The sequence below is a fragment of the Pseudomonas sp. F1_0610 genome (genome assembly GCF_047470865.1).
Classification (GTDB): Bacteria; Pseudomonadota; Gammaproteobacteria; order Pseudomonadales; family Pseudomonadaceae; genus JAZDRH01.
Map to the genome: position 1 here is coordinate 1 of NZ_JAZDRH010000012.1, position 26,980 is coordinate 26,980.

Genomic DNA, 26,980 nt, shown 5'->3' on the forward strand with positions numbered 1-26,980 from the left:
TAACTATTCTTATTGGAATTTCTGAATGGGACAATAGCAAAGATTTATTTTTTAAAAATCCAAATTACGTATTTATTTTATTTATAATATTTATTTTTCATATCTTTCTAGCCTATGGCAGCCTTAAAAAAATAGAAGCTTCAAGAAAGCTATCAGAGATTTATGGCGCTATATTATTATTCGGATTTCCTATTGGCACTTTAATCGGTTATTTCTTTGTGCAAGCAACACTATGGTGCGAACCAGAAACAAGCGAACCTAAACTTTAATTATAAAAGCTTATATTTAAAATAAATAATTGGACGCTCGTTTTTATTTGAAATATAACATTAGTTAAAAAATTCTACGCAAAACGGCTTCATCGTGAATTTCAAATTCCTTTTCCATAGGAAGCAAAGGATGATTTCCATGATATCTATCAAGCTCGTTATAAATCTTTTTGACATCTTCTGTGATATCCGTAATTTTAACTATCCAGTCATTTATATAAGAGCTAACTAAATCATCTTTTAGCCCAATTTGAATGGAACGGTAATCTAATGGCAATAATTGGTAATCACGCTCAGGATCCCACTGAACTCTACCTGAGTATTGCTCCAGCCATTGCTGCCATTGTTCTTTAGATTCATGCTTCTCAGGTTTATATGAAGACAAAGTACTGCGTGAAAGTATTTCTAAGAAACCCTCAATTGTAATATCAATAGCAAGCACATGCTCCTGCCCTACTTTTGTAGCCCAACCACAGCGGTACATCATCCAAAAAAATGATGGTTTTATCCATGTCATGCGCCCTTTTTTAAACGCACTACCAAATGTCTGTAATTTTACAGCTTGCTTGGCAATGATAGGATTGTACGCCTGATAAACTCGAATAGTTTTATCGTTATAAAGTGCTCTAATTTTATTATTACTCATATTTACCATTAATTATTTTATAGTTAATTATCAATTTAAAACGTGCCAAGTATAAATTTAACCAGCCAATTTATCAATCATTAAAAACCAAAAAGTTTTATCTTTAATTTATATCAAGTAAAAACTTATTGATTAAAAAACCTAGCATTACCTTGGCTTTTTAGTGGAAAATCTGTTTTTTAACTATTTTTTATATTTATTAAAAAACTCTTAGCCACACATGTTTTAAGTAAATTCATCGCTTGCGGTGCTTACTGAAATTGGCTTATCACGGGCAACATAGATAAAGGCATTTCTGATTTCATCATCTTTGCTAACAGCTTTTAATTTGCCATTTTCATAACGATCTGAATCGTCGTTGACGCAATAACCAATAGTAGTTGCGGCTCTATCTTTTACAGCCATAACTTGATTATAGGTAAATTGATAACCTGCATTTTCTCTGGTTAGCTCCGCGTTTGCCTACGCTGTTCTTGCAAATGGGCGAGATAGGCGGTCAATAGCTGCCATATATTCAGAATTCATCTTTTTGCTAACGTATTGCTTATCAGCCTCTGTAGCTTTTTCATATATCACGCCTTGCTTAATTTTTTGCTGGCTATAGGCCTCCCATTTTTCACTTTCTTGAACAAATGGCATGGCACTGCCTACTAGTTCAGCGACTTATGACCAAACATCACCTGTTGAGCTACAACCAGTTGCCATTAATGTAGAAAGTAAAGTAAGCGCTAAAATAGGTTTTTTCATGTTTATTCCTTGCATAAAAGTAATGCTACAAAGTTTTGTTATGAAAAGTAAAATGCATAAGTCATTAACTGTTTCGCGGGCATTACTTTAACAAGAAAACCTTTATTTAATTAGAATTGCCCTGCAAATTTGGCGTTTCACTAGGTTGTTTTATTTCCTGCGCTAAAACAATAATGCACGTCAGCAGCATAAAAACAACGGTTGACCAAAGTACTAACATGGGCATTTGCTGATCAAGCAAATAGCCTAAATACAAAGGTCCAACTACGCCGCCTAGATTAAAACCCGTAGATACTACACCAAATACTTTTCCCTCACTGCCTTTGTCCGCTATTTTACGCACTAGCATATCTCGTGAAGGCGCAACCATGCCTGTTAAGAAACCAATCATGCCTAGGGTTAGAATTAAAAGAATAGCTGGCATATTCACTTGAATAATAAATAGCATTAAAACGGCGGCTAAAAAAAATGCTGCCACTGCAATTACGCTATGCTTTGATGTGCGATCGGCTAAATAACCACCTGCCAATACCCCAACAGCACTTAAAAATAAAAAAGCCGTTAAACCGTAATTGGCATAGTCTAAGTCAACCTTTAACCCTTTATGCAATGCCGATACCGAGAATTTTTCAATCGCACCTGTGCTCAGTCCTAACATCATAAAAATTATTGTAAATACTAATAGAATTACATATTTAGAAGGCTTAATAGTTACTGTTGCTTTTTTAATATTGGAAGATAACGAGCTGTCTTGCTCATCAGTGTTAGGTGCGTAGCGCAAAATAATATAGGCAATAACAGCCATACTTGCTGTAAAAATGAAAGCCGTACGAACGTCACTGTGCAATGTCAGCCAAACCAAAACTAAAGGCGCCATAGCAGCACCCACAAAGCCAGCAAAGGTATGAATAGAAAACGCTCTACCCATTTTTTCAGGACTAATACCACGGCTTAACAACGCATAATCCGCTGGATGATAGACACCATTGGCGCAACCTGCCAACCCCATCACTAGCAATAGCATGAAAAAGTGCGGTACCAGCGCCAGCAAAAAGAAACTAAAAGCGCCTAGTGCTAACGCCATAAGCAACATTTTTCGTGCCCCAACCTTATCAACTAAAAATCCCAAAGGTGCTTGCACCAAGGCTGATACCGTATTGAAAATACCTAACGCAATACCAAGTTGGGTATAGCTGACATTCAAAATAGCAGGTAATAACGGCAGCAAAGCAGGAATTGCCATAATATGTAAATGGCTAACCCAGTGAGCAATGGAAACTTGGCTTAATAATGAAAAACGCGCAAACATAATATTCCTACCCCAGCCATCCTAAGATGGCTGGCAACCGCTTAATAGACTGGATATTCAGCACACAAGCTGATGGCTTTAGCCTTTACCGCTGAAACACATTCAGCTAACCGATCATGCTCTAACGCCTCTAGCACATCGCACAACCAACCTGCGACCAACTCACATTGAGCTTGTTTAAAACCTCGTGTAGTAAGGGCTGGCGTGCCAATACGAATCCCAGAGGTAACAAATGGCGAACGCGGATCATTAGGCACTGAGTTTTTATTAGCTGTAATAAAAGCTTGACTTAATGCGGCGTCGGCTTCTTTTCCTGTGTAGGGCTTGCTGGATAAATCAATCAGAATCAGATGGTTATCTGTTCCTGCAGAAACAATTTTAAAACCTCGCTGCATGATCACCTGCGCCATGGCCCGTGCATTATCAATCACTTGTTGTTGATACTGAATAAAACTAGGCTGCAAGGCTTCTTTAAAGGCAATGGCTTTGGCGGCAATAATGTGCATCAAAGGTCCACCTTGAATACCAGGAAATACTGCCGTATTAAGCTTTTTGTAAAATTCCTCAGATTGCCCTTTAGACAAAATTAAACCGCCACGCGGCCCACGTAAGGTTTTATGTGTAGTGCTGGTAACTACATGGGCATGCGGTAAGGGATTTGGGTAAACACCAGCGGCTATAAGCCCAGCTACATGCGCCATGTCTACCCAGAAAAACGCACCAATATGATCAGCGATTTGACGCATCCTAGCCCAGTCAACCTGCCTTGAGTACGCTGAAAATCCGCCAATAATTAACTTAGGCTGATGCTGTAATGCAATGCGTTCCATTTCATCATAGTCAATTAAACCCGTTTCTGGATTTACTCCATAAGGCACTATGTTGTAATGCCTACCTGAAAAGTTGATTGGATTACCATGCGTTAAATGTCCACCTTGCGCTAAATTCATTCCCATTACGGTATCGCCTGGGTTAAGCAAAGCAAGAAAAATAGCAGCGTTGGCTTGAGCGCCTGAATGCGGCTGCACATTGGCATAGTCACAGTTAAATAGCTGCTTAGCACGGTCAATAGCTAGGCTTTCAACAATGTCTACATTTTCGCAACCACTGTAATAACGCTTTTCTGGATAACCTTCTGCGTATTTATTGGTAAATACTGAATTTTGAATCGCCATCACTAACGGGCTAGCGTAGTTTTCTGAGGCAATTAATTCTAAATGCTGTTCTTGCCTGAGTATTTCTTGCTGCTCGGCGGCAAATAATTGAGGATCAAATTGTTCGAGGGTCAAGGTATTCATAGGATTCACCCATAGCGTTAAAGAGAATTGAGTAAAGCGCATAAGCGCTGGATAATTTGCTCTACTTGGTGCTTAGTTAAAATCAGTGCTGGTAGCAAACGTATGGTGTTATCGCGTGTCACGTTAATCAGTAAGTGCTGTTCTGTTAAAGCACGTGCCACCAGATGCTTAGCATTGGTATTTAGCTCAATGCCAAGCATCATGCCTATACCCCGTATCGCTTTAACATGCGGATTGAGCGCCAACTTCTGTTGTAGCTGCTCAAGTAAATACCGCCCTAATACTGCACTGTTTTCCAGCACATGGTCACGCTGAATAATCTCTAAAACGCTATAGGCCACACGGCAAGCTAACGGGTTGCCACCAAAGGTAGACGCATGCGAGCCTTGTGCAAAAAGCTGCGTTGCTTGCCCTTGGACTAAGCAAGCACCAATAGGAAACCCATTGCCTAAGCCTTTGGCTAAGGTCATCACATCAGGAACAACCTGAGCATGCTGACAGGCAAACCATTTTCCTGTACGCCCTATGCCTGTTTGTACCTCATCTAACATCAACAACCAATGTTGCTGATCGCAAAGCTGTCTAAGCTGCTGTAAATAGGTAGTATCTACTAAATGCACACCACCTTCGCCCTGCACGGGCTCTAGCAACACGGCTACAATGTTTGGATTAGTTTTGAGTGCTTCAATAGCTGCAAAATCGTTATAAGGCAGCCGAATAAAGCCTTCAACCAAAGGCGCAAACCCTTGCTGAATGCTAGGATTATCTGTTGCTGCTAAAGTAGCTAAGGTGCGGCCATGGAAACTATTACGCATAACCACTATTTGTGGTTGTTTAATCGCTCTTTTATGTCCCTGTAGACGTGCTAACTTCAGCGCAGCTTCGTTTGCTTCGGCCCCTGAATTAGTAAAAAACACTTGTGCCATATTGGCTAGTTGACACAGCTTTGCAGCTAGCTTCTCCTGCCATGGAATGTCATATAGATTAGAAGTGTGTACTAACAAATGCGCTTGCTCACTGATCACTTGCGCGATTTCAGGATGGGCATGCCCTAAATTTGTTACCGCAACACCCGCAACAGCATCTAGATACTCTTGTCCAGTTTGGTCCCATAGGCTTGCACCTAAGCCTTTCACAAAGTGAATATCTTGCCGTGCATAAGTGGGTATTAAATAGCTTGGTTCTTGCGTCACAACCATTCTCCAGTTACTTAAGCATTGGGCTCAGGCCAATAATGTGAATCGGGCAGCTGCCGCGCACCAAATATTGCTTGCCCGACACGCACAACGGTTGCGCCTTCCTCAATCGCAATTTCAAAATCCCCTGACATCCCCATAGAAAGCTCATCTATGCTAATACCGCTTGGCACTAACGGACGTAATTGATGCTGTAACTCACGCAAACGAATAAAACACTCGCGAACCCGTTGAGCATCTTTGCTAAAAACAGCCAAGGTCATTAAACCTTTAATATGCAAATGCTCAAAACCACTGATTTGCTCAATAAATGCCAATACTTGAGCGGGCGCTAAACCATATTTATTGGGTTCATCTGAGGTATTTACCTGAATAAAAACATCTAGCCGGCGCTGGTAGTTGCTTAGATATTTTTCTAATTGCTGTGCTACATTGAGTTTGTCCAATGCTTGAAATTCACTGGCAAAACGCGCTACATATTTGGCTTTATTACTTTGTAAATGCCCTATCACCGACCATTTAAGATCAGCTAAATCCGCTAGGTTTTCTGCTTTACGTAAGGCTTCTTGAACTTTGTTTTCGCCCAAAAAATCACAGCCTGCTGCATAGGCTAAACGTAAATCGGCCTCGGCAAAGGTTTTACTAACAGGTAATAAACGCACTTCACTTAAATCACGCCCTGAACGCTCGCAGGCCAGCGCCATACGCTGGCGTACCTGCGCCAAGTTACGGCGAAAATCCTCTACACTTTCCGCTTTTGGATATTGCCCATGTAATGCATGGGCTGTAGCAGTTGATGAATAAAGCATAGCGATTTCCTCCATTAAGACGGCTGCTTAGTTAGCCTGTATGAAAAACGACCATTGAGTAGCATGTGAGCGAGCAAACCAATTAGCAGCCCCCAAAATGCCCCACTGATATTAAATAATTGAATATTGGCCGCGGATGCTAAAAAGGTAATAAGTGCCGCCTCTCGTGATGAACTCTCTGTCAAAGCATTGGTTAAACTACTACCAATAGTGCCCAGTAGAGCCAAGCCTGCTAACGTCGTTATAAAGGTGGCGGGTAAAGCCATAAACAAGGCGGCTAACGTCACTCCAAATAAGCCTACGAGGATGTAAAATATTCCCGCTGCAACCCCAGCAATCCAACGTTTTCTAGGGTTTTCGTGAGCCTCTTTACCCGTACAAATAGCGGCCGTAATAGCGGCAATATTGAACGCATGCGAGCCAAATGGCGCCATCAAAAAAGAGCCTACCCCAGTAACACTAACAATGGGGCTGGCGTTGGTATTAAAGCCGTCATTACGTAGCACTAGAATACCTGGCATGTACTGCCCCGTTAGCGTGATCAAAAAGAGCGGCACAGCAACACTTAATACTGCATTTAATGAAAATGTCGGTGCTGTAAACACGGGAACTGCTAGCCCTAACTTCAACTGAGATAAGTCTAGCCGCTGAGCAAATATCAAATACACACAGCCTAAGCTTAAAATCGCCACAATGGCATAACGGGCATTCAGTCGTTTAAATACTAGATAGACGACAATCAACAGGCATGCCAAGCTGGGATCTAAGCTAATTCCTGCAAAGGCTTTAATACCAAACTGCAATAAAATACCTGCCAATAACGCAGAAGCTATGCTACTAGGTATGAGTTTGATAATGCGATCAAAGCAGCCTGATACGCCTAAAATAACAAAGGCAGCGGCTGAAATAAGATAAGCGCCAATAGCTTCGCTGTAAGCTACCTGCCCCAGTGCCACCACTAGAAAAGCTGCTGCTGGTGTTGACCATGCGGTGATAATAGGTTCGCGGTAATACCAACTTAGCGCCAGCCCTGTAATACCCACACCAATAGACACAGCCCACACCCAAGAGGCTGTTAACTCTGGACTTAAACCTGCTACTTTGGCGGCCTGAAAAACCAAAACAAAAGTGCCACCATAGTTCACTATAACTGAAATCAGCCCTGCTAAAACGGGATGCAGAAAATCTTTCCAATTGCCCTTTTCTCTTACCACTAATTCACCCATTGCCTAAGCTCCTACTCTATCCATTGCTTACGCGTGAGAGCGTTCAAATTGCTGCATAAAACTTACTAATTGCTGTACGCCAGCTTCAGGCATAGCGTTATACAAACTGGCACGTACACCACCTAACGCTTTATGCCCAGCTAATTGAATAAGCCCCTGCTGTTTAGCCTGCTGTAAAAAAGTTGTTGTTAAGGCTGGGTTATGTAGAAAAAACGGTACATTCATCTTTGAACGAACTGCTTTATCGACTTGGCTATAATACAGCTCACTTTGTTCTATCGCGCTGTACAGCAAACTGGCTTTGCGCTGGTTACGTGCTTCAATCGCAGCAAGAGCAGTTAGGTCGCCATCACGTTGCGCTAATGACCATTGAAACACCAAGCCAGCAACATAAATGCTCCATGTCGGTGGTGTGTTGTACATGGAGTGGTGCTGAGCGAGCAGCTCAAAATTAAAAATACTTGGGCAAATAGGTAGCGCTCTACCTAATAAGTCTTCACGTACAACAATTACTGTTAAACCAGCAGGCCCTAGATTTTTCTGCACTCCTGCAAAGGCAACACCTACAAGGCTCCAGTCAATAGCACGAGAGGCGATATCTGATGAACAATCAACCACTAAAGGAGCATTCAAGCCCAAGGCGGCTAAATCAGGCAGTGTAGAAAAAGCGACACCATGTACGGTTTCATTACTGCAAAGCTGTACATAGGCTGCATTCTGGCTAAACCTCCATTGCTCAATAGGCGCAATACTGCGGTAGTTATCTTGTGCACCTGAAAAGACAGTATGCACCTTGGCATATTTTTCAGCCTCCAACTTAGAATGAGCCGACCAATGCCCTGTAATGAGCATATCAACTACACCCGACTGGCTTAAATTCAGAGGGATTGCCGCATTAGCTCCAGTACCACCACCTTGCATAAATAAGATCTTAAAATGCTCAGGAATAGTTAATAAACAACGAAAATCCTGTTCGGCTTGCTGGCAAATTTGCATAAACTCATCGCTACGATGGCTCATTTCCATCACACTTAGCCCTTGTCCTTGCCAGCTCAGCAAATCATTTTCAATTTGCTCAAGCACGGCTAACGGCATGGCAGAAGGTCCAGCAGAAAAATTAAAGGGTCGAGAATCTGTAGGCATAACGGCAACTCCCGCAAACAAGACTTTTACAGCAAGAAATAAGGAGTTGATTTATACGCTTAAATTGGCATGATTAAACCATCCACTTTAACCAAATAGAGCAGACCACTTTGTTTAATCAACCTCAATTAGATTCTGTCAAAGCCTGGCTTAGTCATCCTGATTATGCGAACTACCCGCTCTATCTACGTATTCAGCGTGCTATTCGCCAATTAATTTTAGATTCAGCTTTGCAACCGACACAGGCCTTGCCAGCCACACGAACATTAGCTCGCTCATTAGAAGTATCACGGGATACGGTTGAAAACGCCTACAGCTTATTACATGCCGAAGGTTACATAGAACGGCGCGCAGGAAGTGGTAGCTTTGTAGCAGCTATGCCGCAACTAAAAAAAGCCAAAATTAACGCTGCAAACCGGCAACTAGAAAAACCGCAATTAAGCCGACGTGCCCAGCACTTACTCACCAATGAAGGCGTCCGCGAAGCAACGCAACCTGTACCCTTTGCTCCTGGTGTACCAGAGGTTCGATTATTCCCGCTATCGTTATGGGAACGTTTAGAGCGACAAGTCATTAAAGAATTGGGCACATCTTGTTTACAACACAGTGATGCACAAGGTGTTTTTGTATTACGCCAAGCTATAGCTAACTATGTCAACTTAGAACGTGGGGCCCATGCAACGCCAGAACAAGTATTAATTCTAACCAGCTCACAACAAGCTATTAGCCTATGTGCCCAGCTTTTATTTGACGAAAAAGACATTATTGCCTGTGAAAACCCCATGTATGTTGGCGCACAAAAAGCTTTTCTAGCCGCTGGCTTGCAATTAAAACCTATCAATGTAGATGAGCAAGGAGTGCAATTGGAAAGCTTATTCCAAGAACCAAGACACAATGTAAAAGGCATTTTTTTAACACCATCGCATCAATACCCTACAGGTACAACGCTATCCTTAGAGCGTCGTTTAGCGCTTATTGAATGGGCTCAACAACATAAAGCATGGATCATCGAAGATGACTATGACAGTGAATTTCACTACATAGGTAAACCTACAGCTTGCGTCCAAGGCTTAGATCCCTATCAGCGTACTATTTACATTGGTACTTTTACCAAGTCTTTGTTTCCTGGTCTACGCATTGGTTATATGATTTTGCCGCCCGCTTTAGTAACCCCTATGACCAGTGCGAGAACCCTTCAAGATGGGCATACGGCTACGCTATCCCAACTGACTTTAGCTCGCTTTATTGAAAACGGCCATTTTGGAGCCTACATTCGACAAATGCGCCAAGTTTATGCCAAACGACTAGAGTGCTTGCAACAACTTATTAGAAATCATTTGGCTGACTATTTCATAGCCGCCAAGCCACAAGGTGGAATGCAGATTTTTTGCCAATTAAAACAGGCCACCAATGAGCAGCTGATTCTGGCACTGGCTCGTATAAGCAAGCTCAAACTAACGCCTATATCTAGCCTTTATATTACTGAACACAAGTGCAGTGGTTTTCTATTAGGCTTTGCGGCTTATACGCCCAGAGAATTAGAAGTAGCCGTCAATACTTTGGCTAAAATCTGTAAAACACTAAGTACACCTTCTTAGTATTCAGGCGAAAAGCAGCTGTATCCCTACCCGCTAAAATTAGCTACTGGTCAGTATTTTTATACACTCTAAAGCTACATACAGCAGCGGCCAAACTCTTTAATAATTATTAACTTAACGAGCTTAATACTGTAAAACCGCGTGTATGATAATTCAGCACTGCAAATGCTCAGCAGAAGTTTATTGCCAGCTAAATAAATAGCCTTTAACTAAATAGGCGAGCAGCCAACTGAATGCCTATAGCCTTTAATCTTTGCAGCTAAATCACTACTTGCGTTGAGAAACATTAGAAAGATCAATTTTATTCAAGTTATAACAAGCCTGGATTAGCTGCCCTTTTTTGCAAGCTATAGTCAGCAACTCTTTAGCGTTAAAATAATACTGTGGATTGCTCTTATCTTCAGCATACAGATCGCCTGCGACAAAACAGCCTTGGTAAATTTGGTTGGTGCACATGTATTCACCCAGCTCTATAGCTTTTGGAATATTGCGTGGCGTAGAGATCCCTTCTGATAACATATAGACGGCCATGTTGCAAGCGCGCTCATAAAGCTGATCCACACAGATTTTATGATAGATTCTCAATGCTTCATCTCCTCGCTCTAACAACATAAGCGAATCAGCTGCAGCAAAGCAGGCATTGTAATCCTTTTCTTCACAATTCTTTCGCTGCGCAGCGTATTGCTTCTGTGCCCTTAGTATTTCTGTTTGCGCTGACTGCTGGGCAAAACTTGAAAGACCAAATGTAGCAAAGAATACTGTTATCAATAATGTGGTAAAAGACTTAACAGCAATATGAGCGTCCATATTCTAACTTCATCCTTGATATGTTTTAAAAATGACCTAAATGAGTAAATTATTTTTTAAAACAACAAAAACCTAACCTTTGTTTTCTATATTTCTATAGCCAACTAAACAGTTTACACAAAGGATTAAACTGAACAATGAAATTAAGATAAGAAACCAATAATTGTATTAAAACGTGATGCAATTCATGAAATATATGACCTACAGCCTATAGAAAATAAGCCTATTTAGGTCTATATAAAGCATCGCTTGCAGTGCTAATTTTTCTATTACCCAATAAAAACCCCAGTTTTTACTGGGGTTTTTATCATAAAAAGAATTAACGCTTTTTACGGTTTGGAATATGAATAGCTTCGCCATTCACTGCTAAAGCAGCTTCATGCACCGCTTCAGACAAGGTTGGATGTGAGAACACCATCAAACCTAAATCTTCAGCACTGGTACCAAATTCCATTGCAATTGCACATTGCTGAACAAGCTCAGCAGCGCTAGGACCAATCACATGAGCACCTAGAACGCGGTCAGTTGCAGCGTCAGCAATGATTTTCACAAAGCCTGTCGTATCGTTAGCGGCCATAGCACGACCACTGGCTGCAAATGGGAACACACCAACGTTAATAGCAACACCTTCACCTTTTAATTGCTGTTCAGTTTTACCAACACCTGCAATTTCAGGATGAGTATAAATTACACCTGGAATCAGATCGTAATTCATTTGTGCTTTATGACCTGCAATGCGCTCTGCAACCATAACGCCTTCTTCAGACGCTTTATGTGCCAACATTGGACCGCGCACCACGTCACCAATAGCGTAAACACCTGGAACGCTCGTAGCGCAGAACTCGTTAACATAGATAAAGCCACGCTCATCTAGTTTAACTTCGCTATCTTCAGCTAATAGATTTTTTGTCTCAGGACGACGGCCTACAGCGACAATAACTTTATCGAAAGTTTCTTGTTTTTCACCTTCAGCATCAGTAAAGGCAACAGTTACTTCATTACCTTTTACTGTTGAGCCTGTAACACGAGCACCTAAGCGAATTTCCAAACCTTGCTTGGTTAGTACTTTTTGTGCTTCTTTAGCTACTTGCTCATCGACTGCAGGTAAGAACTTATCTAAAGCTTCAATAACAGTTACTTTAGAACCTAAACGTGCCCAAACAGAACCTAGCTCTAAACCAATAACGCCAGCACCAATTACACCTAAACGCTTAGGTGCTTCTTGGAAGTCCAAAGCGCCAGTTGAGTCAACGATTACTTTTTGATCAACAGGTGCAGGCGGGATATTAATAGGTTGTGAACCTGAAGCAATAATGACGTTATCCGCCTCATAAACCTCAACACTACCATCATCTTTGGTCACTTCCACACGCTTATTAGCTAGCAGTTTGCCGTGGCCTTCAATGCTAGTTACACCGTTGCCTTTAAACAGCAAACCGATGCCACCAGTTAGATTTTTCACAATACCATCTTTACGGCCAATCATAGCTGGTACGTCTATTTTAACGTCGCCTGTTGAAATGCCGTGTACCGCAAAACTCTCTGTGGCTTCATGAAATTTCCATGAGCTATCAAGCAGTGCTTTAGATGGAATACAGCCTACGTTTAAACAAGTACCACCAAGCGCCATCTTGCCGTCTTTGCCTTTGTATTTTTCAATACAGGCTGTTTTAAAACCTAATTGCGCAGACTTAATTGCAGCAACATAGCCACCTGGGCCGCCGCCAATAACGATCACATCATATTTTTGAGACATACGAACTCCTAGGAGTGGCGTAGAAAGCCTCGTCGTTTGCCTTGTGGGCATTCAACGAGGCAATAAAGATTAGATATCTAGCAATAAACGCGCTGGATCTTCTAATAAGTCTTTCATAGTTACCAAGAAGGTTACCGCTTCTTTACCATCAATTAAACGGTGGTCATAAGAGAGCGCTAAATACATCATTGGCAGAATAACCACTTCACCATTAACGGCCATTGGGCGTTCTTGGATTTTGTGCATACCAAGAATAGCTGTTTGTGGCGGGTTAACAATTGGTGTAGACAATAATGAACCAAACACACCACCGTTAGAGATAGTGAAAGTACCACCTGTCATATCTTCAATGGTTAGTTTGCCATCACGTGCTTTACGTCCAAAGTCAGCGATGCTGCCTTCGATTTCTGCAAGGTTCATGAACTCTGCATTACGTAACACAGGCACTACTAAACCACGATCGCTAGAAACAGCAACGCCAATATCTTGGTAACCATGGTAAACAATGTCTTTACCGTCAATAGAGGCGTTTACACCTGGTTGACGTTTTAGCGCTTCGGCTGCGGCTTTCACGAAGAAAGACATAAAGCCTAAACGTACGCCATTGTGTGTTTTTTCAAACAGATCTTTGTATTTTTTACGCAGATCCATAATTGGTTTCATGTTGACTTCGTTAAAGGTAGTCAACATAGCCATGTTTGACTGAGCTTCAACTAAACGCTCAGCAACTTTGGCACGTAAACGTGTCATAGGCACACGTTTTTCAGTACGAGCGCCCACAACCTCTAAAGAAGCCACAGCTGGAGCTGCTGCTTTAGCTGGCGCAGCAGGTTTACTAGAAGCAGCTACGGCGTCTTCTTTAGTAACGCGGCCATCTTTACCTGTACCTGGAATGCTTTGTGGGTCTAGGTTATTATCCGCTGCAATTTTACGTGCTGCTGGAGACAAAATAGCATCGCCACTGGCTTGAGCAGGCTGTTCTGCCGCTGCTGGTGCTGCTTCAGCAGCGGCTGGGGCTGCAGAGGCCGTAGCATTTTCGTCTAATTTACCTAATAGCTGGCTGCTTAGTACAGTATCACCTTCGTTAGCAATGATTTCTACTAATACGCCGTCTGCTTCCGCTAAGACTTCCATTACAACTTTGTCAGTTTCGATGTCAACGATTAGCTCATCGCGTTTAACTGCTTCGCCTGGTTTTTTGTACCAAGTAGCGACGGTACCGTCAGCAACTGACTCTGGGAAAGCAGGAGCTTTAATCTCAATAGCCATCTTTCTCAAATTCCTATCTTTTCAATAACTTAAAAGCTCTCACTAGTAAGTGAGAGCTTATTTAGGATTACACAGTAAACGCATCTTCCAGCAATTTCTGCTGTTGTTCAGCGTGCATCGAAGCATAACCGCAAGCAGGTGAAGCAGAGCTTTCACGTCCTGCGTATTGTAATTCAAGTGCTGATTTAAAGCCCTTAATTACGCGACGCATGTGATGCTGACTGCAATACCAAGCACCTTGGTTCATTGGTTCTTCTTGGCACCAAACAATATCAGTGGTGTTTGGATATTTTGCCAATTCAGCGGCCAATTCTTCCTCTGGGAACGGATACAGCTGCTCGATGCGGACGATGGCTGTATCGTTACGCTCTTCTGCACGGCGTTTTTCGAGTAAGTCGTAGTAAACCTTACCGCTACACAGAACAATACGCTTAACTTTACTGTTATCCAACTGATCGATTTCACCGATTACAGGTTGGAACGCACCATTAGCTAGGTCTTCTAAACTAGATACAGCTAGTTTATGACGCAGTAATGACTTAGGAGTTAAGGCGATTAATGGTTTACGCAATGGGCGCTTAATTTGACGGCGCAACATATGGTAAACCTGAGCAGGTGTTGTTGGAACGCATACTTGAATATTGTGCTCTGCACATAGTTGCAAGTAACGCTCTAAACGAGCTGATGAGTGCTCTGGGCCTTGACCTTCGTAACCGTGAGGCAACAACATGGTTAGACCTGATAAGCGACCCCATTTGGTTTCAGCACTTGAAATGAACTGGTCAATAACTACCTGCGCACCATTAGCAAAGTCACCAAACTGTGCTTCCCAAATAACCAAGGCATTTGGCATAGTGCTGGCATAGCCATACTCAAAGGCTAAAACAGCTTCTTCCGATAAGAATGAATCGTATAAATCAAAACGTGGCTGATCTTTAAATAGATGCTGCAACGGATTATAGACAGACGCATCCTTTTGGCTATGTAAGTTTGCATGACGGTGTGAGAAAGTACCACGCCCCACGTCTTGACCAGTCATCCGCACTGGGTGGCCATCAAACAAAATAGTGGCATAAGCCGCCATTTCAGCAAAGCCCCAGTTAATTGGCAAACCACCTGCCGCCATCTTACGACGGTCTTCAAGAATTTTTGACACTTGACGCTGCACCACAAAGCCATCTGGCGTTTCTTGCATTTTCAAGGTCAATTCTTGTAGCGTTTTTAGATCAAAGCTCGTATCAAAGTGAGAAGTCCACTTATGGCCTAGATAAGGACGCCAATCAACAAATAGCTCTTTATTAGGCTCTTTTACTAAGCTCTTAACAACATGCAAACCGTTGTCTAATGCATCGCGGTACTCGTTAACTAGGTTTTGTGTTTCTTCGTTAGATAACACACCTTCTGCTTCGAGCTGTTTAGCAAAAAGCTCACGAGTTGTTGGTTGTTTAGTTACTTTTTGGTACATCAATGGTTGAGTACCACTTGGCTCGTCAGCTTCGTTATGGCCACGACGGCGATAGCAAACTAAATCAATGACGATGTCACGTTTAAATTGCATGCGGTAATCAACCGCCAATTGTGTAACAAATAATACAGCTTCTGGATCATCACCATTAACGTGTAGCACAGGTGCTTGGATCATTTTAGCCACATCAGTTGAGTACTCTGTTGAGCGAGTATCTTCTGGATTGCTAGTTGTGAAGCCTACTTGGTTGTTAATAACGATACGAATAGTACCACCCGTTTTATAGGCACGGGTTTGTGACATTTGGAATGTTTCCATAACCACACCTTGACCTGCAAATGCAGAGTCGCCGTGAATGGTAATAGGAACCACTTTGTCACCAACAGGATCGTTACGACGATCTTGACGAGCACGAACCGACCCCTCAACCACAGGAGACACAATCTCTAAGTGTGATGGGTTAAAGTTAAGTGCTAGGTGAACTTCGCCACCGGGTGTCATCACGTTAGAAGAAAAACCTTGGTGATATTTAACGTCACCTGAGGCTAGCTCTTCATTGCGTTTACCATCAAATTCGTCAAATAAATCACGAGGATTTTTGCCATAGGTATTAACCAGAACGTTTAGACGTCCACGGTGTGCCATACCAATAACAATTTCTTTGGCACCATAAGAACCAGAGCGTTGAATAATTTCATCAACTAATGGAATTAAGCTCTCACCACCTTCTAAGCCAAAGCGTTTAGTACCTGGATATTTTGTACCCAAATATTTCTCTAAACCTTCGCCAGCGGTTAAACGCTCAAGCAAATGCGTTTTAACTTCTTTTGAATAAACTGGGCGAGCACGCACTGTTTCTAAACGCTGTTGAAACCAACGACGCTGCTCAGAATCAGTAATATGCGTATATTCAGCACCTATAGTGCGACAATATGTCTCTTGCAGCGCTGTTAGGATTTCCTTTAGCGTTGCTCTTTCTTTGCCGATATTTAGATCACCTGTTTGGAACTCAGTATCTAAATCAGCATCTGTCAGACCATAATGATTAATAGTAAGGTCTGAAGGCGTAGGACGAACCCATATACCTAATGGATCAAGCTGAGAGGCTTGATGCCCACGCATACGATACGCTTGAATGAGCCGTAAAACTTCAACCTGCTTCTTTTCATAAGCACTGCTAACAGTGCCCGCAGCTACAGGTTGAGCTCTGTGTTGATTCTTCCCAAGCAGAATGAACTGCTCACGAATCGTTGAATGAGCCACATCTGTAGATACAGCGCCACTCTCAGCGGGAAGCTTATCAAAATAGGTGCGCCACTCTTCCGGCACAGCGTTAGGATCGTGCAGATAGAGCTCATATAACTCTTCAACATAGGAAGCATTGCCACCGGATAGGTAAGCGCTGTTCCACATGCGCTGCATTACGCTTTCTTGCATGCTAGGTCACCCTTGGTTAGGAGTTCTACCACTAAAACCTTGGCGACTTGCTAGTCACACACAGCGACTATGCGACCCTTGGTTTTTTTGATAGCCCGAAACTACTCGGCTACTCCTGCTGGTCATATTTTTCATTTAAAAAAACGCTACAAATCATTGTAGCGTTGTTTACGGTCAAGCCTACACAATTTTTGCGCAGGCTTAAACTGTACATTAGGTTCCGCTTTGCAACAACATACTACGGATGTGACCAATTGCTCGGGTTGGGTTAAGACCCTTAGGACAAACGTTCACACAGTTCATAATGTTGTGGCAACGAAAAACACTAAATGGATCGTCTAAACGTGACAAACGCTCTTGCGTTTGATTATCACGGGTATCCGCCAAAAAGCGATAGGCTTGCAGTAGTGCAGCAGGACCCAAGAATTTATCTGGGTTCCACCAGAATGATGGACAGCTGGTTGAACAGCATGCACATAAAATACACTCATACAAGCCGTCGATTTTTTCACGGTCTGCAGGCGATTGCAAACGCTCGATTGCTGGAGCTGGCGTATTGTTCTGTAAAAATGGCTGAACTTTTTCATATTGTTGATAGAAAATGCTCATATCAACAACTAGGTCACGAATAATAGGTAAGCCTGGTAGTGGACGAATCACTAATTTATTGCCTTTTACTACAGCAGACAATGGAGTGATACAGGCCAAACCATTTTTACCAGATAAGTTCATACCGTCAGAACCACACACACCTTCACGGCATGAACGACGGTAAGCAAAACTTTCGTCTTGCTCTTTGATCAGCGCTAGAACATCTAGCACCATCATATCTTTGCCATCAATTTCCACTTGGAATGTTTGCATGGCTGGAGCAGCATCTTGCTCTGGATTGTAGCGATAAACGCTAACGTCTAACGTTTTAGGTAGCGACATATCGATAGCCCTTAGTAAGTACGAGCTTTTGGCTCAAATGCAGGAACAGTTTTTGGCTCGAAGTTTACAGCACGTTTAGCAACACGTTTGTCTTCTGGGAAGTACATAGTGTGGCATAACCAGTTCTCATCATCACGATCTTCGTAATCTTCACGCGCATGCGCGCCGCGAGATTCAGTACGAATTTCAGCAGAGATAGCTGTTGCTTCAGCCACTTCTAACATGTTTTGCAGTTCAAGCGCTTCGATACGTGCCGTGTTAAACGCACCGCTCTTATCGTTAATTTTAACGGTAGCAATACGCTCACGTAGGCTTTCAAGCTCTTTAACACCTTTGTGCATAAACTCACCCGTGCGGAACACACCAAAGTAGTTCTGCATGCAAGTTTGCAAGTCACGTTTTAATGGCGCTACTTCTTCGCCTGTTGTGCGCTCATTTAACGCAGCCAAACGAGAAAGTGATTGCTCAACATCTGAGCTACCTGCGCTACGTACTTCAACGCCATCTTTTAATGATTGCTCTAGGAATAAGCCCGTTGCGCGACCAAATACGACCAAGTCAAGCAGTGAGTTACCACCTAAGCGGTTAGCACCATGAACAGATACACATGACACTTCACCTACAGCAAACAAGCCTTCGATAATTTTGTCGTTGCCTTGCGCATCTTGCATGATTGCCTGACCGTGCACGTTGGTTGCAATACCACCCATCATATAGTGACAAGTTGGTACTACTGGTACCGGCGCAACAACTGGGTCAACGTGAGCGAAGGTTTTAGATAGCTCACAAATACCTGGCAACTTGCTATGTAATGTTTCTTCACCTAAATGGTCAAGTTTAAGCATTACATGGTCGCCATTAGGGCCGCAACCGTTGCCTGCTAAGATCTCTTTAACCATTGAACGTGCTACCACGTCACGGCTTGCAAGGTCTTTGGCGTTTGGCGCATAGCGCTCCATGAAACGCTCACCATGCTTGTTAATGAGATAACCACCCTCACCACGGCAACCTTCTGTTACAAGAACACCAGCACCCGCAATACCCGTTGGGTGGAACTGCCACATTTCCATATCTTGCACAGCAAAGCCAGCACGTAACGCCATACCAACGCCATCACCTGTATTGATCAGAGCGTTTGTAGTTGAGGCATAAATACGACCTGCACCGCCCGTTGCTAATACAACGGCTTTTGCACGAATGTAAACAGTTTCACCTGTTTCCATGCAAATAGCGATGACACCTACGACTGCGTTGTCTTGGTTTTTAACTAAATCAACGGCGTACCATTCGTTTAAGAATTGCGTGCCATGTTTTAAGTTATTTTGATACAAGGTATGTAGCAAGGCATGCCCCGTACGGTCAGCTGCAGCACAGGTACGAGCCGCTTGCCCACCTTGACCAAAGTTTTTCGACTGGCCACCGAAAGGACGCTGGTAAATACGGCCTTGCTCAGTACGTGAGAAAGGTAAGCCCATATGTTCCAGCTCAAATACAGCCTCTGGACCTACTGAGCACATGTATTCGATAGCGTCTTGGTCACCAATATAATCAGAGCCTTTAACGGTATCATACATATGCCAACGCCAATCATCATTCGGGTCAGCCGATGCGATGGCGCAAGTAATACCACCTTGCGCAGACACTGTGTGGGAGCGCGTAGGGAATACTTTAGAAATTACTGCAGTTTTATGGCCACCTTGTGCCAACTGCAAAGAAGCGCGCATACCCGCGCCGCCGCCACCTACGATGATGGCGTCAAATGTTAGTGTACGGATACTAGCCATGTCTTACATTCCCCACAGGATTTGGATGCCCCACACGAAGAGCACAAACATCAACATGCCGCACAGAACTTGCACTAAAAAGCGCACGCCTGTTGCCCACTTGCCAAAAGTCATTGGTGTTAAGTAGTCAGTGGTTACCGCCCACATACCTACCCATGCGTGCACTGCTGTTGACACTAATGCCATCAAGCTAAAAATACGCATCCAAGGCTTATGGAAAAGAGCGCTCCATTCGGTGTAGCTCAAATCTGGGTTAGCAATTACATAGCCCAAAAGAAAAAGTGTGTAAACCGCTAATACCACCGCAGATACACGTTGCGCCATCCAGTCGTACAGTCCTGAACGCGAAAAGTTAGTTACATTGGTTACCATACCCAGACTCCTGCAAGAACAATTAGGACAATCGCAATCACTAACGCAATTTTGGCACTTAGGCGACCGCCTTGCAGCGTTTCACAAAAGCCCATGTCTTGAATTAGGTGACGGATCCCCATAGTCATGTGGTACAGAAGACCAGAAAGTAATACCCACACTACAAATTTTGCCAATGGACTTTTTAAACATTCTTTTACTTCAGCAAAACCTTGTTCTGAAGACAAAGACTTATCCAAGCCATAAAGCAGAATTGCTAAGCCTACAAATAACAACACGCCAGCAGCGCGATGCAAAATGGAGACATATGCAGTGATTGGGAGTTTTATAGTCCGAAGATCTAGGTTTACAGGTCGTTGGCTATTCACGGCGTATTCACACTTAGAGAGCCCCAAACCACAGGGCGGAAAGTTGTTAGGAAGATGCTTTGCATCGAAACACCAGGGGTTTCAACCATCAACATTTGGTCAAAGCCTTTAATGGTCGGTTTGGAAGTATAGGACAATTTAATAGTAATTGACAACGGACAGCTCTACGCCTAAAAGCCAATAGTGAGGATATTTATTTTTAGCGCATTATTATCAATTGAATCTTTTCGCAGCTCTAATCTGCTACTCTCTATAGTCTATTAGTGCAAATTGACATTCATTTTTGTCGATTTATTATGTTGCCGGCTCACTTGCATGAGTCGTGATGATTTTAAAGCATAACTAGGAGGCCAACATGGCTGACAAAAAAGCGCAATTGCTGATTGATGGGCAGGCGCCTGTTGAACTACCAATTCTTAGCGGCACCATGGGCCCTGATGTAATTGACGTTCGTAGTCTAATTAACAGCGGCCACTTCACCTACGACCCAGGCTTCTTGTCAACAGCTTCTTGCGAGTCTGCTATTACCTTTATTGATGGTGACAAAGGTATTTTATTACACCGTGGTTACCCAATTGAGCAATTAGCAGCAGAGTCTGATTACCTAGAAACGTGCTACTTACTGATCTACGGCGAACTACCTAGCGCAGAAGAAAAAGCTAAGTTTGAAGACACTATTACGCGTCACACTATTGTGCATGAGCAACTAAAATCATTTTTAAATGGTTTCCGTCGTGATGCGCACCCAATGGCGGTAATGTGCGGCATTGTTGGCGCACTATCTGCCTTCTACCACGACTCATTAGACATTGCTAACCCTCGTCATCGTGAGATCTCTGCACATCGTTTAATTGCTAAGCTGCCAACCATTGCAGCTATGGTTTACAAATACTCAATCGGCCAACCAATCATGTATCCGCGTAACGACCTAAGTTATGCAGAAAACTTCCTGCACATGATGTTCAATACGCCTGCTGAAATTAAGCCAATTAGCCCTGTTTTAGCACGTGCTATGGATCGTATTTTCATCCTTCACGCGGATCATGAGCAAAATGCTTCTACTTCGACTGTACGTTTAGCTGGCTCATCAGGCGCTAACCCATTTGCTTGTATTGCCTCGGGTATTGCCGCACTTTGGGGACCTGCTCATGGTGGTGCAAACGAAGCAGTATTACGCATGCTAGACGAAATTGGTGATGTTTCTAATATTGAAACCTATATTGCCAAAGCGAAAGACAAAAATGATCCATTTAAGCTAATGGGCTTTGGTCACCGTGTTTATAAAAACTTTGACCCTCGCGCCAAAGTCATGAAGCAAACCTGTGACGAAGTACTTGCAGAGCTTGGAATTAATGATCCACAGCTAGAGTTAGCTATGAAACTTGAAGAAATCGCACTCAATGACGAATACTTCAAAGCGCGTGGTCTATACCCGAACGTAGACTTCTACTCAGGTATTATCTTAAAAGCTATTGGTATCCCAACTAGCATGTTCACAGTAATCTTCGCCATGTCGCGCACTGCTGGCTGGATTTCTCACTGGACAGAAATGCTCTCTGGACCTTACAAAATCGGTCGTCCTCGTCAGCTTTATACAGGTCACACTAAGCGTGACTACGTACCTACTGACAAGCGTTAATATTTTGTAACACATAAAAAAGCTGCCAAATTGGCAGCTTTTTTAGTTCATGAACACTAAATTTGCGCAGCAACACGCGAACCTTGATTAATGGCACGCTTTGCATCTAACTCAGCTGCGACATCTGCTCCACCAATTAAGTTTACGCTTTGTCCAGCTGCGATCAAGTCATCATACAGATCACGTTTAGGAAGTTGCCCAGCACAAATAATCACGTTATCAACGGGTAATACTTTTGGCTCACCTTCAGCAATACTGATATGTAATCCTTGATCATCGATTTTTAAGTACTGGCAGTTATTAATCATCTGTACATTTTTATTTTTAAGCTCAGCACGATGAATCCAACCTGTAGTTTTACCTAGGCCGTCACCTACCTTGGTCTTTTTACGCTGCAATAAATACACTTCACGGGCTGCTGGCTCGATCTGTGGTTTAATCCCTTGCACACCGCCTCGGACCTGTAAATCTAGATCAATCCCCCAGGCTTTCCAAAAGGCTTCAATATTAGTACTGGTAGATTCACCTTGATGTGTAATAAATTCAGATACATCAAAACCAATACCACCTGCTCCAATCACAGCCACCTTATTACCTATAGGTTTTAAGCCTTTAATCGCCTCAAGATAATTCATAACTTTAGGATGCTCAATACCTTCAATTTCAGGTAAACGTGGAGCAATACCTGTCGCTAAAATGATTTCATCAAAGCCTTCATCAATCAGCATTTTAGCGGTCACTGCTTTATTTAATTGCAAATCTACCCCTGTATCTTCAAGGCGATATTTGAAGTAGCGTAATGTTTCGTAAAACTCGTCTTTACCTGGAATAAGTTTTGCTACATTAAATTGCCCGCCAATTTCATTGGCCGCATCAAATAAACTCACCTTATGCCCACGCTGCGCTGCCACAGTAGCAGCTGCCAATCCCGCGGGACCTGCACCAACAACAGCAATTTTTTTAGGCTTTTCTGTCGCAATATAATTTAACTCAGTTTCATGGCATGCCCGAGGATTCACCAAGCAACTGGTTAGCTTTCCAGCAAAGGTATGATCCAAACAAGCTTGGTTACAACCAATACAGGTATTAATACGCTCTGCCTTACCAGCAGCCGCTTTATTAACAAACTCAGGGTCAGCCAAAAATGGCCGCGCCATAGACACCATATCGGCATTGCCTTCGGCTAAGATTTTTTCTGCAATATCAGGCGTGTTAATACGATTAGTGGTAATTAATGGAATTTTTACACTCGCACGCAACTTACCAGTAACGCGCGCAAAGGCTGCTCTAGGCACACTGGTTGCAATAGTCGGAATACGTGCTTCATGCCAACCAATACCTGTATTGATAATAGTAGCGCCAGCCTGTTCAATAGCTTTAGCCAATACTACAATCTCTTCCCAATTGCTGCCTTGTTCAACTAAATCCAGCATAGAGAGGCGATAAATAATAATAAAACGCTCGCCAACAGCTTGGCGTACTCGCTTGACTATTTCAACGGGTAAGCGCATACGATTTTCATAGCTACCGCCCCACTCGTCATCACGATGATTAGTCTGGGCTACTAAAAACTGGTTAATAAAGTAGCCTTCTGAGCCCATTATTTCCACACCATCATAACCAGCCTCTTGGGCTAGCTTGGCGCAGTTAATAAAGTCATTGATCTGCTTTTCAATACCTTCTGCATCTAGCGCTTTAGGTTTAAATGGATTAATTGGCGCTTGAATAGCACTAGGTGCAACTGAATTTGGACTATAGGCATAACGCCCTGCATGCAAAATCTGTAAGCAAATTTTCCCATCTTCTGCATGTACAGCTTCAGTCACTATTTTATGTTTAGCTGCTTCTTCACTTGTGGTTAGTTTGGCCGCGCCTTTATAAACAGCTCCTTCTTCATTAGGAGCAATGCCACCTGTAACCATTAGAGCAACGCCACCTCTAGCACGCTCTGCAAAATACACAGCCATTCGCTCAAAGCCATTTTTTTGCTCTTCTAACCCAGTGTGCATTGAACCCATAAGGGTACGGTTTTTTAATGTGGTAAAGCCTAAATCTAATGGCGCTAATAAATGTGGGTAGTATGGATTGCTCATACCCTCTCCTCTAGTAAACACGATAGGCGTTCGCCTTATTTATTGTTAGAGCCAACATAATCACTACCCAAAGGTATAACAATGACTATAAATGACAACTTAATAACTTAAACATACACTAAAGAAAAACTTAGAAGGCTTTTGTATGTCTGCTAAAAAAATTCGACTTGGTGAAGTGAGCGTAGGTTTTACGCAAAGCATTCGTCTTGCTTTAGCTCATTTAACTATAGATGACCGCGAGCTATTTACCCGTTTTGGTTTAACCGAAAAGAAACTAAGCTCAGCTCATGGTCGTTTATCCATTGCCCGCTATATGCGCTTAGGACACGCCGCCACTGTACTGAGCCAACGCCAAGACTTCGGCTTATTAATGGGACGTTTTACCAGTACAAACTTTTTAGGCTTAGCCGGTCTCTGCATTGCACAAGCTCCTAACGTTAGAACTGCCGCATGGTTATTTCAGGAATTAGAACCGCTCTATGCGCAAAACTATCGAGGGCAAAGTTGTTTTAAGCTAGAAGCCAACCAAGGTGCCTGGCTAAGTTTTTATTCGATTAGCCCTTATAACGATTTTAATCGTTTTGTTGTTGAGTCTGTGTTAAAGGGTTGGTGCACCCAACTAAGTGAATTATGCCAAGAGTCGATTAAACCTGAGCGTGTAGAAATTGAATATGCTCCCCCTAGTTACTATGCCGCCTATGCTAACTTTCTGCATTGCCAGCCTCATTTTAATGCTAAAGAAAATCGTATTTTTCTTAGCAATGAACAACTTGCTCTTAGTAATCCTAGGTTTTGCAGTAGTACCTTTGAAGCGATAAAAAGTCTTTGTTTTAGCCAATTAGAACAGCTGAAACAGACCTTTACCTGGCGTGAACGCATCACTCATTTATTAGCGACAGCGCTTAAAAATGGTGAGCCTACTCTTGAACAAATAGCCTCCTTAGTAAAACTCCCTGCCTGGACCTTGCGCCGCAAATTAGAAGCTGAAGGCGTTCAATTTCGCCAACTTATCAACCAAGTTCGCTATTCATTAGCCAGTACTTATATTAGTGATACTGAATTAAGCTTTAGTGAAATTGCTTGGTTATTGGGATTTTCCTCCCCCGAGGCGTTTCAACGCGCATTTAAACGCTGGAGCAACCTAACGCCTGGCTGCTACCGTAAACAAGCCATTGATCAATACAATCAAAATCTGACCTAGATGGTTGTTTTTTGCTACAGACAAATCATAATGATAACAATTATCAGTTTGAGTACATGTTTTGTGTCTAGCTCCACTCTAGTGACAAATCACTGCCAGCAATTTCATAACCTCTATCTTTCTCACCATGCCTGGCTAATCAATTGGTTGCGCCGACGTCTAGCGCACGCTGAGCAGGTTGAAGATTTAGCCCAAGATACCTTTATGCAACTGCTTGGACGTCAGCAACTTATTGCTGAGCTACAGCAACCCAAAGCTTGGCTATCTACCGTAGCGCACGGCCTTTTAGTGGATAAAATACGGCGCGAGAAAGTTGAGCAAAATTATTTAAAAGTTATCTCTCAGTTACCTGAAAATCATGCACCTTCGCCAGAAATAAAATTACTCTTATTAGAAGCGCTAGCCCAGCTTGATATTCTGCTCGATGGTTTAGCCCCTAAAGCTCGCCTAGCGTTTTTATTGTCACGTCTTGAAGGTTTAACCTATAAAGAAATTGCGCAACAGCTAAATATCAGCCTAAGTTCAGTGGAAAAATATATGGCCAGCGCTATTAAGCATTGCTTTAAATTACAAATGAGCTGGAAAGCGACTGAGTCATGAGCAACTCAATACCTGATGCTATTTTAGATCAAGCTATTGATTGGCTAGTTAAATTACATAGTGGTGAAAATACGGCCTCTGTTAGCAAGGCAATAACTGATTGGCGCCAAGTCGACCCTTTGCATGAACAGGCATGGCAAGCCTTGCAACAAACTGAGCAACAATTAGCTCAGGTTAAGCGGCTTAATGGTGCTTTAGCATTACAAACGCTTACCACTCAAGCGCCCCGTTATAGCCGTCGCCAAGCTTTAAAATTATTAGCCCTATGTGGCCTTGCACTACCTGTTGGTTATTGGGCATGGAAAGAGCAAAGCTGGCTAAGTTTTACTGCTGATCTAAAAACAACGGTAGGCGAAATTCAAGACTTCAAATTAAGCGATGGTTCAAAGCTGATACTCAATACCAATACCGCCTTAGATATCACAGTTGATGATAACAACCGCCGTATTTCTCTTCTTAAAGGCGAACTCTTTGTTGAAATTGCACAGCATCACCGTCTAGCCATGCATATTTTAACTAGCCATCTACGACTTAAAGCACGTGACGCTCAAATCGCTGTACGTTTACAAGGTGATACCACTCAAGTATATCTGCAGCAAGGTACAGCACTGGCTAAACGCAATGACCAAAGCGTTATTGAACTTGCCTCGCCGAATACCTATGAAATTACTGCGCATCAAGTCATTACAACAAATAATCATCGCCAAACACCTATAGCTTGGACACGCAAGCAATTAGTGGTACGTCAAATGCCGCTGGCACAATTGTTAGCAGAGTTAAATAGATATCAACGTGGCTGGATTACCTACGATGACTCTATCTCCCAACTAGAAGTATCAGGTGTATTTCAGCTTGCCCATATTGAGCAAGCCTATTTAGCACTAGCTAACTCCTTACCTGTACGCTATGAGCAAGTTACACCTTTTTGGATACGTTTTAGTGCTGCTTAAAAAGAATTACGGGTTTTGACAAGCTTATCCGTCTTTAACATAAAGCCCTATTCATTTATTTTTGT

At 42.7% G+C, this 26,980-nt stretch carries 25 protein-coding genes; 7 read left to right on the forward strand and 18 right to left on the reverse strand.

Features of this window, described 5'->3' with window-relative positions; all coding sequences use genetic code 11:
- A partial coding sequence (locus VQ643_RS08300) for a hypothetical protein (RefSeq protein ID WP_414199173.1) occupies positions 1 to 269 on the forward strand: 269 nt, incomplete at its 5' end.
- 64 nt (positions 270 to 333) lie between these two features.
- Here VQ643_RS08300 and VQ643_RS08305 read toward each other — a convergent pair.
- From VQ643_RS08305 to VQ643_RS08315, 3 genes are all read right to left on the reverse strand, one after another.
- Positions 334 to 915 (reverse strand): DUF4291 domain-containing protein, encoded by a 582-nt coding sequence (locus tag VQ643_RS08305; protein WP_414199175.1) that lies wholly within the window; start codon positions 913 to 915, stop codon positions 334 to 336.
- A gap of 225 nt (positions 916 to 1,140) precedes the next feature.
- Positions 1,141 to 1,320 (reverse strand): hypothetical protein, encoded by a 180-nt coding sequence (locus VQ643_RS08310; RefSeq protein ID WP_414199177.1) that lies wholly within the window; start codon positions 1,318 to 1,320, stop codon positions 1,141 to 1,143.
- Between the two features lie 57 nt (positions 1,321 to 1,377).
- A complete protein-coding gene (locus VQ643_RS08315) occupies positions 1,378 to 1,554 on the reverse strand; it encodes a hypothetical protein (RefSeq protein ID WP_414199179.1) in 177 nt (58 codons plus the stop codon).
- Between VQ643_RS08315 and VQ643_RS08320 the strand changes: the two genes are divergently transcribed.
- The gene (locus VQ643_RS08320; RefSeq protein WP_414199181.1) at positions 1,553 to 1,753 is read left to right on the forward strand and encodes a hypothetical protein; all 201 of its coding nucleotides are present in this window, start codon (positions 1,553 to 1,555) and stop codon (positions 1,751 to 1,753) included. The genes VQ643_RS08315 and VQ643_RS08320 overlap by 2 nt on opposite strands.
- 15 nt (positions 1,754 to 1,768) lie before the next feature.
- Here the strand turns inward: VQ643_RS08320 and VQ643_RS08325 are convergent, their stop codons facing one another.
- Genes VQ643_RS08325 through serC form a run of 6 tightly spaced genes read right to left on the reverse strand, consistent with a single transcriptional unit; the run spans position 1,769 to position 8,643 of the window.
- Positions 1,769 to 2,971 (reverse strand): MFS transporter, encoded by a 1,203-nt coding sequence (locus VQ643_RS08325; protein WP_414199183.1) that lies wholly within the window; start codon positions 2,969 to 2,971, stop codon positions 1,769 to 1,771.
- 41 nt (positions 2,972 to 3,012) lie between these two features.
- The gene (gene glyA / locus VQ643_RS08330) at positions 3,013 to 4,269 is read right to left on the reverse strand and encodes a serine hydroxymethyltransferase (RefSeq protein ID WP_414199185.1); all 1,257 of its coding nucleotides are present in this window, start codon (positions 4,267 to 4,269) and stop codon (positions 3,013 to 3,015) included.
- Between the two features lie 17 nt (positions 4,270 to 4,286).
- Positions 4,287 to 5,462, reverse strand: a complete 1,176-nt coding sequence (locus VQ643_RS08335; RefSeq protein ID WP_414199187.1) for an aspartate aminotransferase family protein — start codon at positions 5,460 to 5,462, stop codon at positions 4,287 to 4,289.
- A gap of 17 nt (positions 5,463 to 5,479) precedes the next feature.
- The gene (locus VQ643_RS08340) at positions 5,480 to 6,274 is read right to left on the reverse strand and encodes a YggS family pyridoxal phosphate-dependent enzyme (RefSeq protein WP_414199189.1); all 795 of its coding nucleotides are present in this window, start codon (positions 6,272 to 6,274) and stop codon (positions 5,480 to 5,482) included.
- A gap of 14 nt (positions 6,275 to 6,288) precedes the next feature.
- Positions 6,289 to 7,500, reverse strand: a complete 1,212-nt coding sequence (locus tag VQ643_RS08345) for a benzoate/H(+) symporter BenE family transporter (RefSeq protein WP_414199190.1) — start codon at positions 7,498 to 7,500, stop codon at positions 6,289 to 6,291.
- Between the two features lie 27 nt (positions 7,501 to 7,527).
- Positions 7,528 to 8,643 (reverse strand): 3-phosphoserine/phosphohydroxythreonine transaminase, encoded by a 1,116-nt coding sequence (serC, locus tag VQ643_RS08350; protein WP_414199192.1) that lies wholly within the window; start codon positions 8,641 to 8,643, stop codon positions 7,528 to 7,530.
- Positions 8,644 to 8,753: 110 nt separating this feature from the next.
- Here serC and VQ643_RS08355 point away from each other — a divergent pair, with 110 nt between their 5' ends.
- Positions 8,754 to 10,241 (forward strand): PLP-dependent aminotransferase family protein, encoded by a 1,488-nt coding sequence (locus VQ643_RS08355; RefSeq protein WP_414199193.1) that lies wholly within the window; start codon positions 8,754 to 8,756, stop codon positions 10,239 to 10,241.
- A gap of 267 nt (positions 10,242 to 10,508) precedes the next feature.
- On the opposite strand, the gene VQ643_RS08360 is transcribed toward VQ643_RS08355, so the two are convergent.
- The 8 genes from VQ643_RS08360 to sdhC form a co-directional block, all read right to left on the reverse strand.
- Positions 10,509 to 11,048 (reverse strand): hypothetical protein, encoded by a 540-nt coding sequence (locus VQ643_RS08360; RefSeq protein WP_414199196.1) that lies wholly within the window; start codon positions 11,046 to 11,048, stop codon positions 10,509 to 10,511.
- Positions 11,049 to 11,367: 319 nt separating this feature from the next.
- Positions 11,368 to 12,804 carry a dihydrolipoyl dehydrogenase gene (gene lpdA, locus VQ643_RS08365; RefSeq protein ID WP_414199199.1) on the reverse strand — a complete coding sequence of 479 codons (1,437 nt, stop codon included), beginning with the start codon at positions 12,802 to 12,804 and terminating at the stop codon, positions 11,368 to 11,370.
- Positions 12,805 to 12,873: 69 nt separating this feature from the next.
- On the reverse strand, positions 12,874 to 14,073 hold the full coding sequence (gene sucB / locus VQ643_RS08370; RefSeq protein WP_414199200.1) for a dihydrolipoyllysine-residue succinyltransferase: 1,200 nt from the start codon (positions 14,071 to 14,073) through the stop codon (positions 12,874 to 12,876).
- 67 nt (positions 14,074 to 14,140) lie between these two features.
- Positions 14,141 to 16,975, reverse strand: a complete 2,835-nt coding sequence (locus tag VQ643_RS08375) for a 2-oxoglutarate dehydrogenase E1 component (RefSeq protein ID WP_414199202.1) — start codon at positions 16,973 to 16,975, stop codon at positions 14,141 to 14,143.
- A 213-nt stretch (positions 16,976 to 17,188) separates the two neighbouring features.
- Positions 17,189 to 17,908, reverse strand: a complete 720-nt coding sequence (locus tag VQ643_RS08380) for a succinate dehydrogenase iron-sulfur subunit (RefSeq protein ID WP_414199204.1) — start codon at positions 17,906 to 17,908, stop codon at positions 17,189 to 17,191.
- Between the two features lie 11 nt (positions 17,909 to 17,919).
- Positions 17,920 to 19,692 (reverse strand): succinate dehydrogenase flavoprotein subunit, encoded by a 1,773-nt coding sequence (sdhA, locus tag VQ643_RS08385; protein ID WP_414199206.1) that lies wholly within the window; start codon positions 19,690 to 19,692, stop codon positions 17,920 to 17,922.
- A 3-nt stretch (positions 19,693 to 19,695) separates the two neighbouring features.
- Positions 19,696 to 20,064 (reverse strand): succinate dehydrogenase, hydrophobic membrane anchor protein, encoded by a 369-nt coding sequence (sdhD, locus tag VQ643_RS08390; protein ID WP_414199207.1) that lies wholly within the window; start codon positions 20,062 to 20,064, stop codon positions 19,696 to 19,698.
- Complete coding sequence (gene sdhC / locus VQ643_RS08395) at positions 20,058 to 20,432, reverse strand: succinate dehydrogenase, cytochrome b556 subunit (RefSeq protein ID WP_414199208.1); 375 nt, start codon at positions 20,430 to 20,432, stop codon at positions 20,058 to 20,060. The genes sdhD and sdhC overlap by 7 nt, the downstream gene beginning before the upstream one ends.
- A 355-nt stretch (positions 20,433 to 20,787) precedes the next feature.
- Here sdhC and gltA point away from each other — a divergent pair, with 355 nt between their 5' ends.
- Positions 20,788 to 22,071 (forward strand): citrate synthase, encoded by a 1,284-nt coding sequence (gene gltA / locus VQ643_RS08400; RefSeq protein WP_414199210.1) that lies wholly within the window; start codon positions 20,788 to 20,790, stop codon positions 22,069 to 22,071.
- A 56-nt stretch (positions 22,072 to 22,127) separates the two neighbouring features.
- Here the strand turns inward: gltA and VQ643_RS08405 are convergent, their stop codons facing one another.
- The gene (locus VQ643_RS08405) at positions 22,128 to 24,164 is read right to left on the reverse strand and encodes an FAD-dependent oxidoreductase (protein ID WP_414199212.1); all 2,037 of its coding nucleotides are present in this window, start codon (positions 24,162 to 24,164) and stop codon (positions 22,128 to 22,130) included.
- A 145-nt stretch (positions 24,165 to 24,309) separates the two neighbouring features.
- On the opposite strand from VQ643_RS08405, the gene VQ643_RS08410 reads away from it, so the two are divergent.
- The 3 genes from VQ643_RS08410 to VQ643_RS08420 all read left to right on the forward strand — a co-directional run bounded on the left by VQ643_RS08410 (position 24,310) and on the right by VQ643_RS08420 (position 26,915).
- A complete protein-coding gene (locus VQ643_RS08410) occupies positions 24,310 to 25,365 on the forward strand; it encodes an AraC family transcriptional regulator (protein WP_414199213.1) in 1,056 nt (351 codons plus the stop codon).
- Positions 25,366 to 25,428: 63 nt separating this feature from the next.
- Positions 25,429 to 25,965 (forward strand): sigma-70 family RNA polymerase sigma factor, encoded by a 537-nt coding sequence (locus VQ643_RS08415; protein WP_414199215.1) that lies wholly within the window; start codon positions 25,429 to 25,431, stop codon positions 25,963 to 25,965.
- A complete protein-coding gene (locus VQ643_RS08420; protein ID WP_414199218.1) occupies positions 25,962 to 26,915 on the forward strand; it encodes a FecR family protein in 954 nt (317 codons plus the stop codon). The genes VQ643_RS08415 and VQ643_RS08420 overlap by 4 nt, the downstream gene beginning before the upstream one ends.
- Positions 26,916 to 26,980 lie beyond the last annotated feature (65 nt).

Bases quoted from the DNA above. Each gene is read 5' to 3' on its own strand.
- VQ643_RS08305 (WP_414199175.1), bottom strand. From the start codon at position 915: ATGAGTAATAATAAAATTAGAGCACTTTATAACGATAAAACTATTCGA.
- VQ643_RS08310 (WP_414199177.1), bottom strand. From the start codon at position 1,320: ATGGCTGTAAAAGATAGAGCCGCAACTACTATTGGTTATTGCGTCAAC.
- VQ643_RS08320 (WP_414199181.1), top strand. From the start codon at position 1,553: ATGGCACTGCCTACTAGTTCAGCGACTTATGACCAAACATCACCTGTT.
- VQ643_RS08315 (WP_414199179.1), bottom strand. From the start codon at position 1,554: ATGCCATTTGTTCAAGAAAGTGAAAAATGGGAGGCCTATAGCCAGCAA.
- VQ643_RS08325 (WP_414199183.1), bottom strand. From the start codon at position 2,971: ATGTTTGCGCGTTTTTCATTATTAAGCCAAGTTTCCATTGCTCACTGG.
- glyA (WP_414199185.1), bottom strand. From the start codon at position 4,269: ATGAATACCTTGACCCTCGAACAATTTGATCCTCAATTATTTGCCGCC.
- VQ643_RS08340 (WP_414199189.1), bottom strand. From the start codon at position 6,274: ATGCTTTATTCATCAACTGCTACAGCCCATGCATTACATGGGCAATAT.
- VQ643_RS08345 (WP_414199190.1), bottom strand. From the start codon at position 7,500: ATGGGTGAATTAGTGGTAAGAGAAAAGGGCAATTGGAAAGATTTTCTG.
- serC (WP_414199192.1), bottom strand. From the start codon at position 8,643: ATGCCTACAGATTCTCGACCCTTTAATTTTTCTGCTGGACCTTCTGCC.
- VQ643_RS08360 (WP_414199196.1), bottom strand. From the start codon at position 11,048: ATGGACGCTCATATTGCTGTTAAGTCTTTTACCACATTATTGATAACA.
- lpdA (WP_414199199.1), bottom strand. From the start codon at position 12,804: ATGTCTCAAAAATATGATGTGATCGTTATTGGCGGCGGCCCAGGTGGC.
- sucB (WP_414199200.1), bottom strand. From the start codon at position 14,073: ATGGCTATTGAGATTAAAGCTCCTGCTTTCCCAGAGTCAGTTGCTGAC.
- VQ643_RS08375 (WP_414199202.1), bottom strand. From the start codon at position 16,975: ATGCAAGAAAGCGTAATGCAGCGCATGTGGAACAGCGCTTACCTATCC.
- VQ643_RS08380 (WP_414199204.1), bottom strand. From the start codon at position 17,908: ATGTCGCTACCTAAAACGTTAGACGTTAGCGTTTATCGCTACAATCCA.
- sdhA (WP_414199206.1), bottom strand. From the start codon at position 19,692: ATGGCTAGTATCCGTACACTAACATTTGACGCCATCATCGTAGGTGGC.
- sdhD (WP_414199207.1), bottom strand. From the start codon at position 20,064: ATGGTAACCAATGTAACTAACTTTTCGCGTTCAGGACTGTACGACTGG.
- gltA (WP_414199210.1), top strand. From the start codon at position 20,788: ATGGCTGACAAAAAAGCGCAATTGCTGATTGATGGGCAGGCGCCTGTT.
- VQ643_RS08405 (WP_414199212.1), bottom strand. From the start codon at position 24,164: ATGAGCAATCCATACTACCCACATTTATTAGCGCCATTAGATTTAGGC.
- VQ643_RS08410 (WP_414199213.1), top strand. From the start codon at position 24,310: ATGTCTGCTAAAAAAATTCGACTTGGTGAAGTGAGCGTAGGTTTTACG.
- VQ643_RS08420 (WP_414199218.1), top strand. From the start codon at position 25,962: ATGAGCAACTCAATACCTGATGCTATTTTAGATCAAGCTATTGATTGG.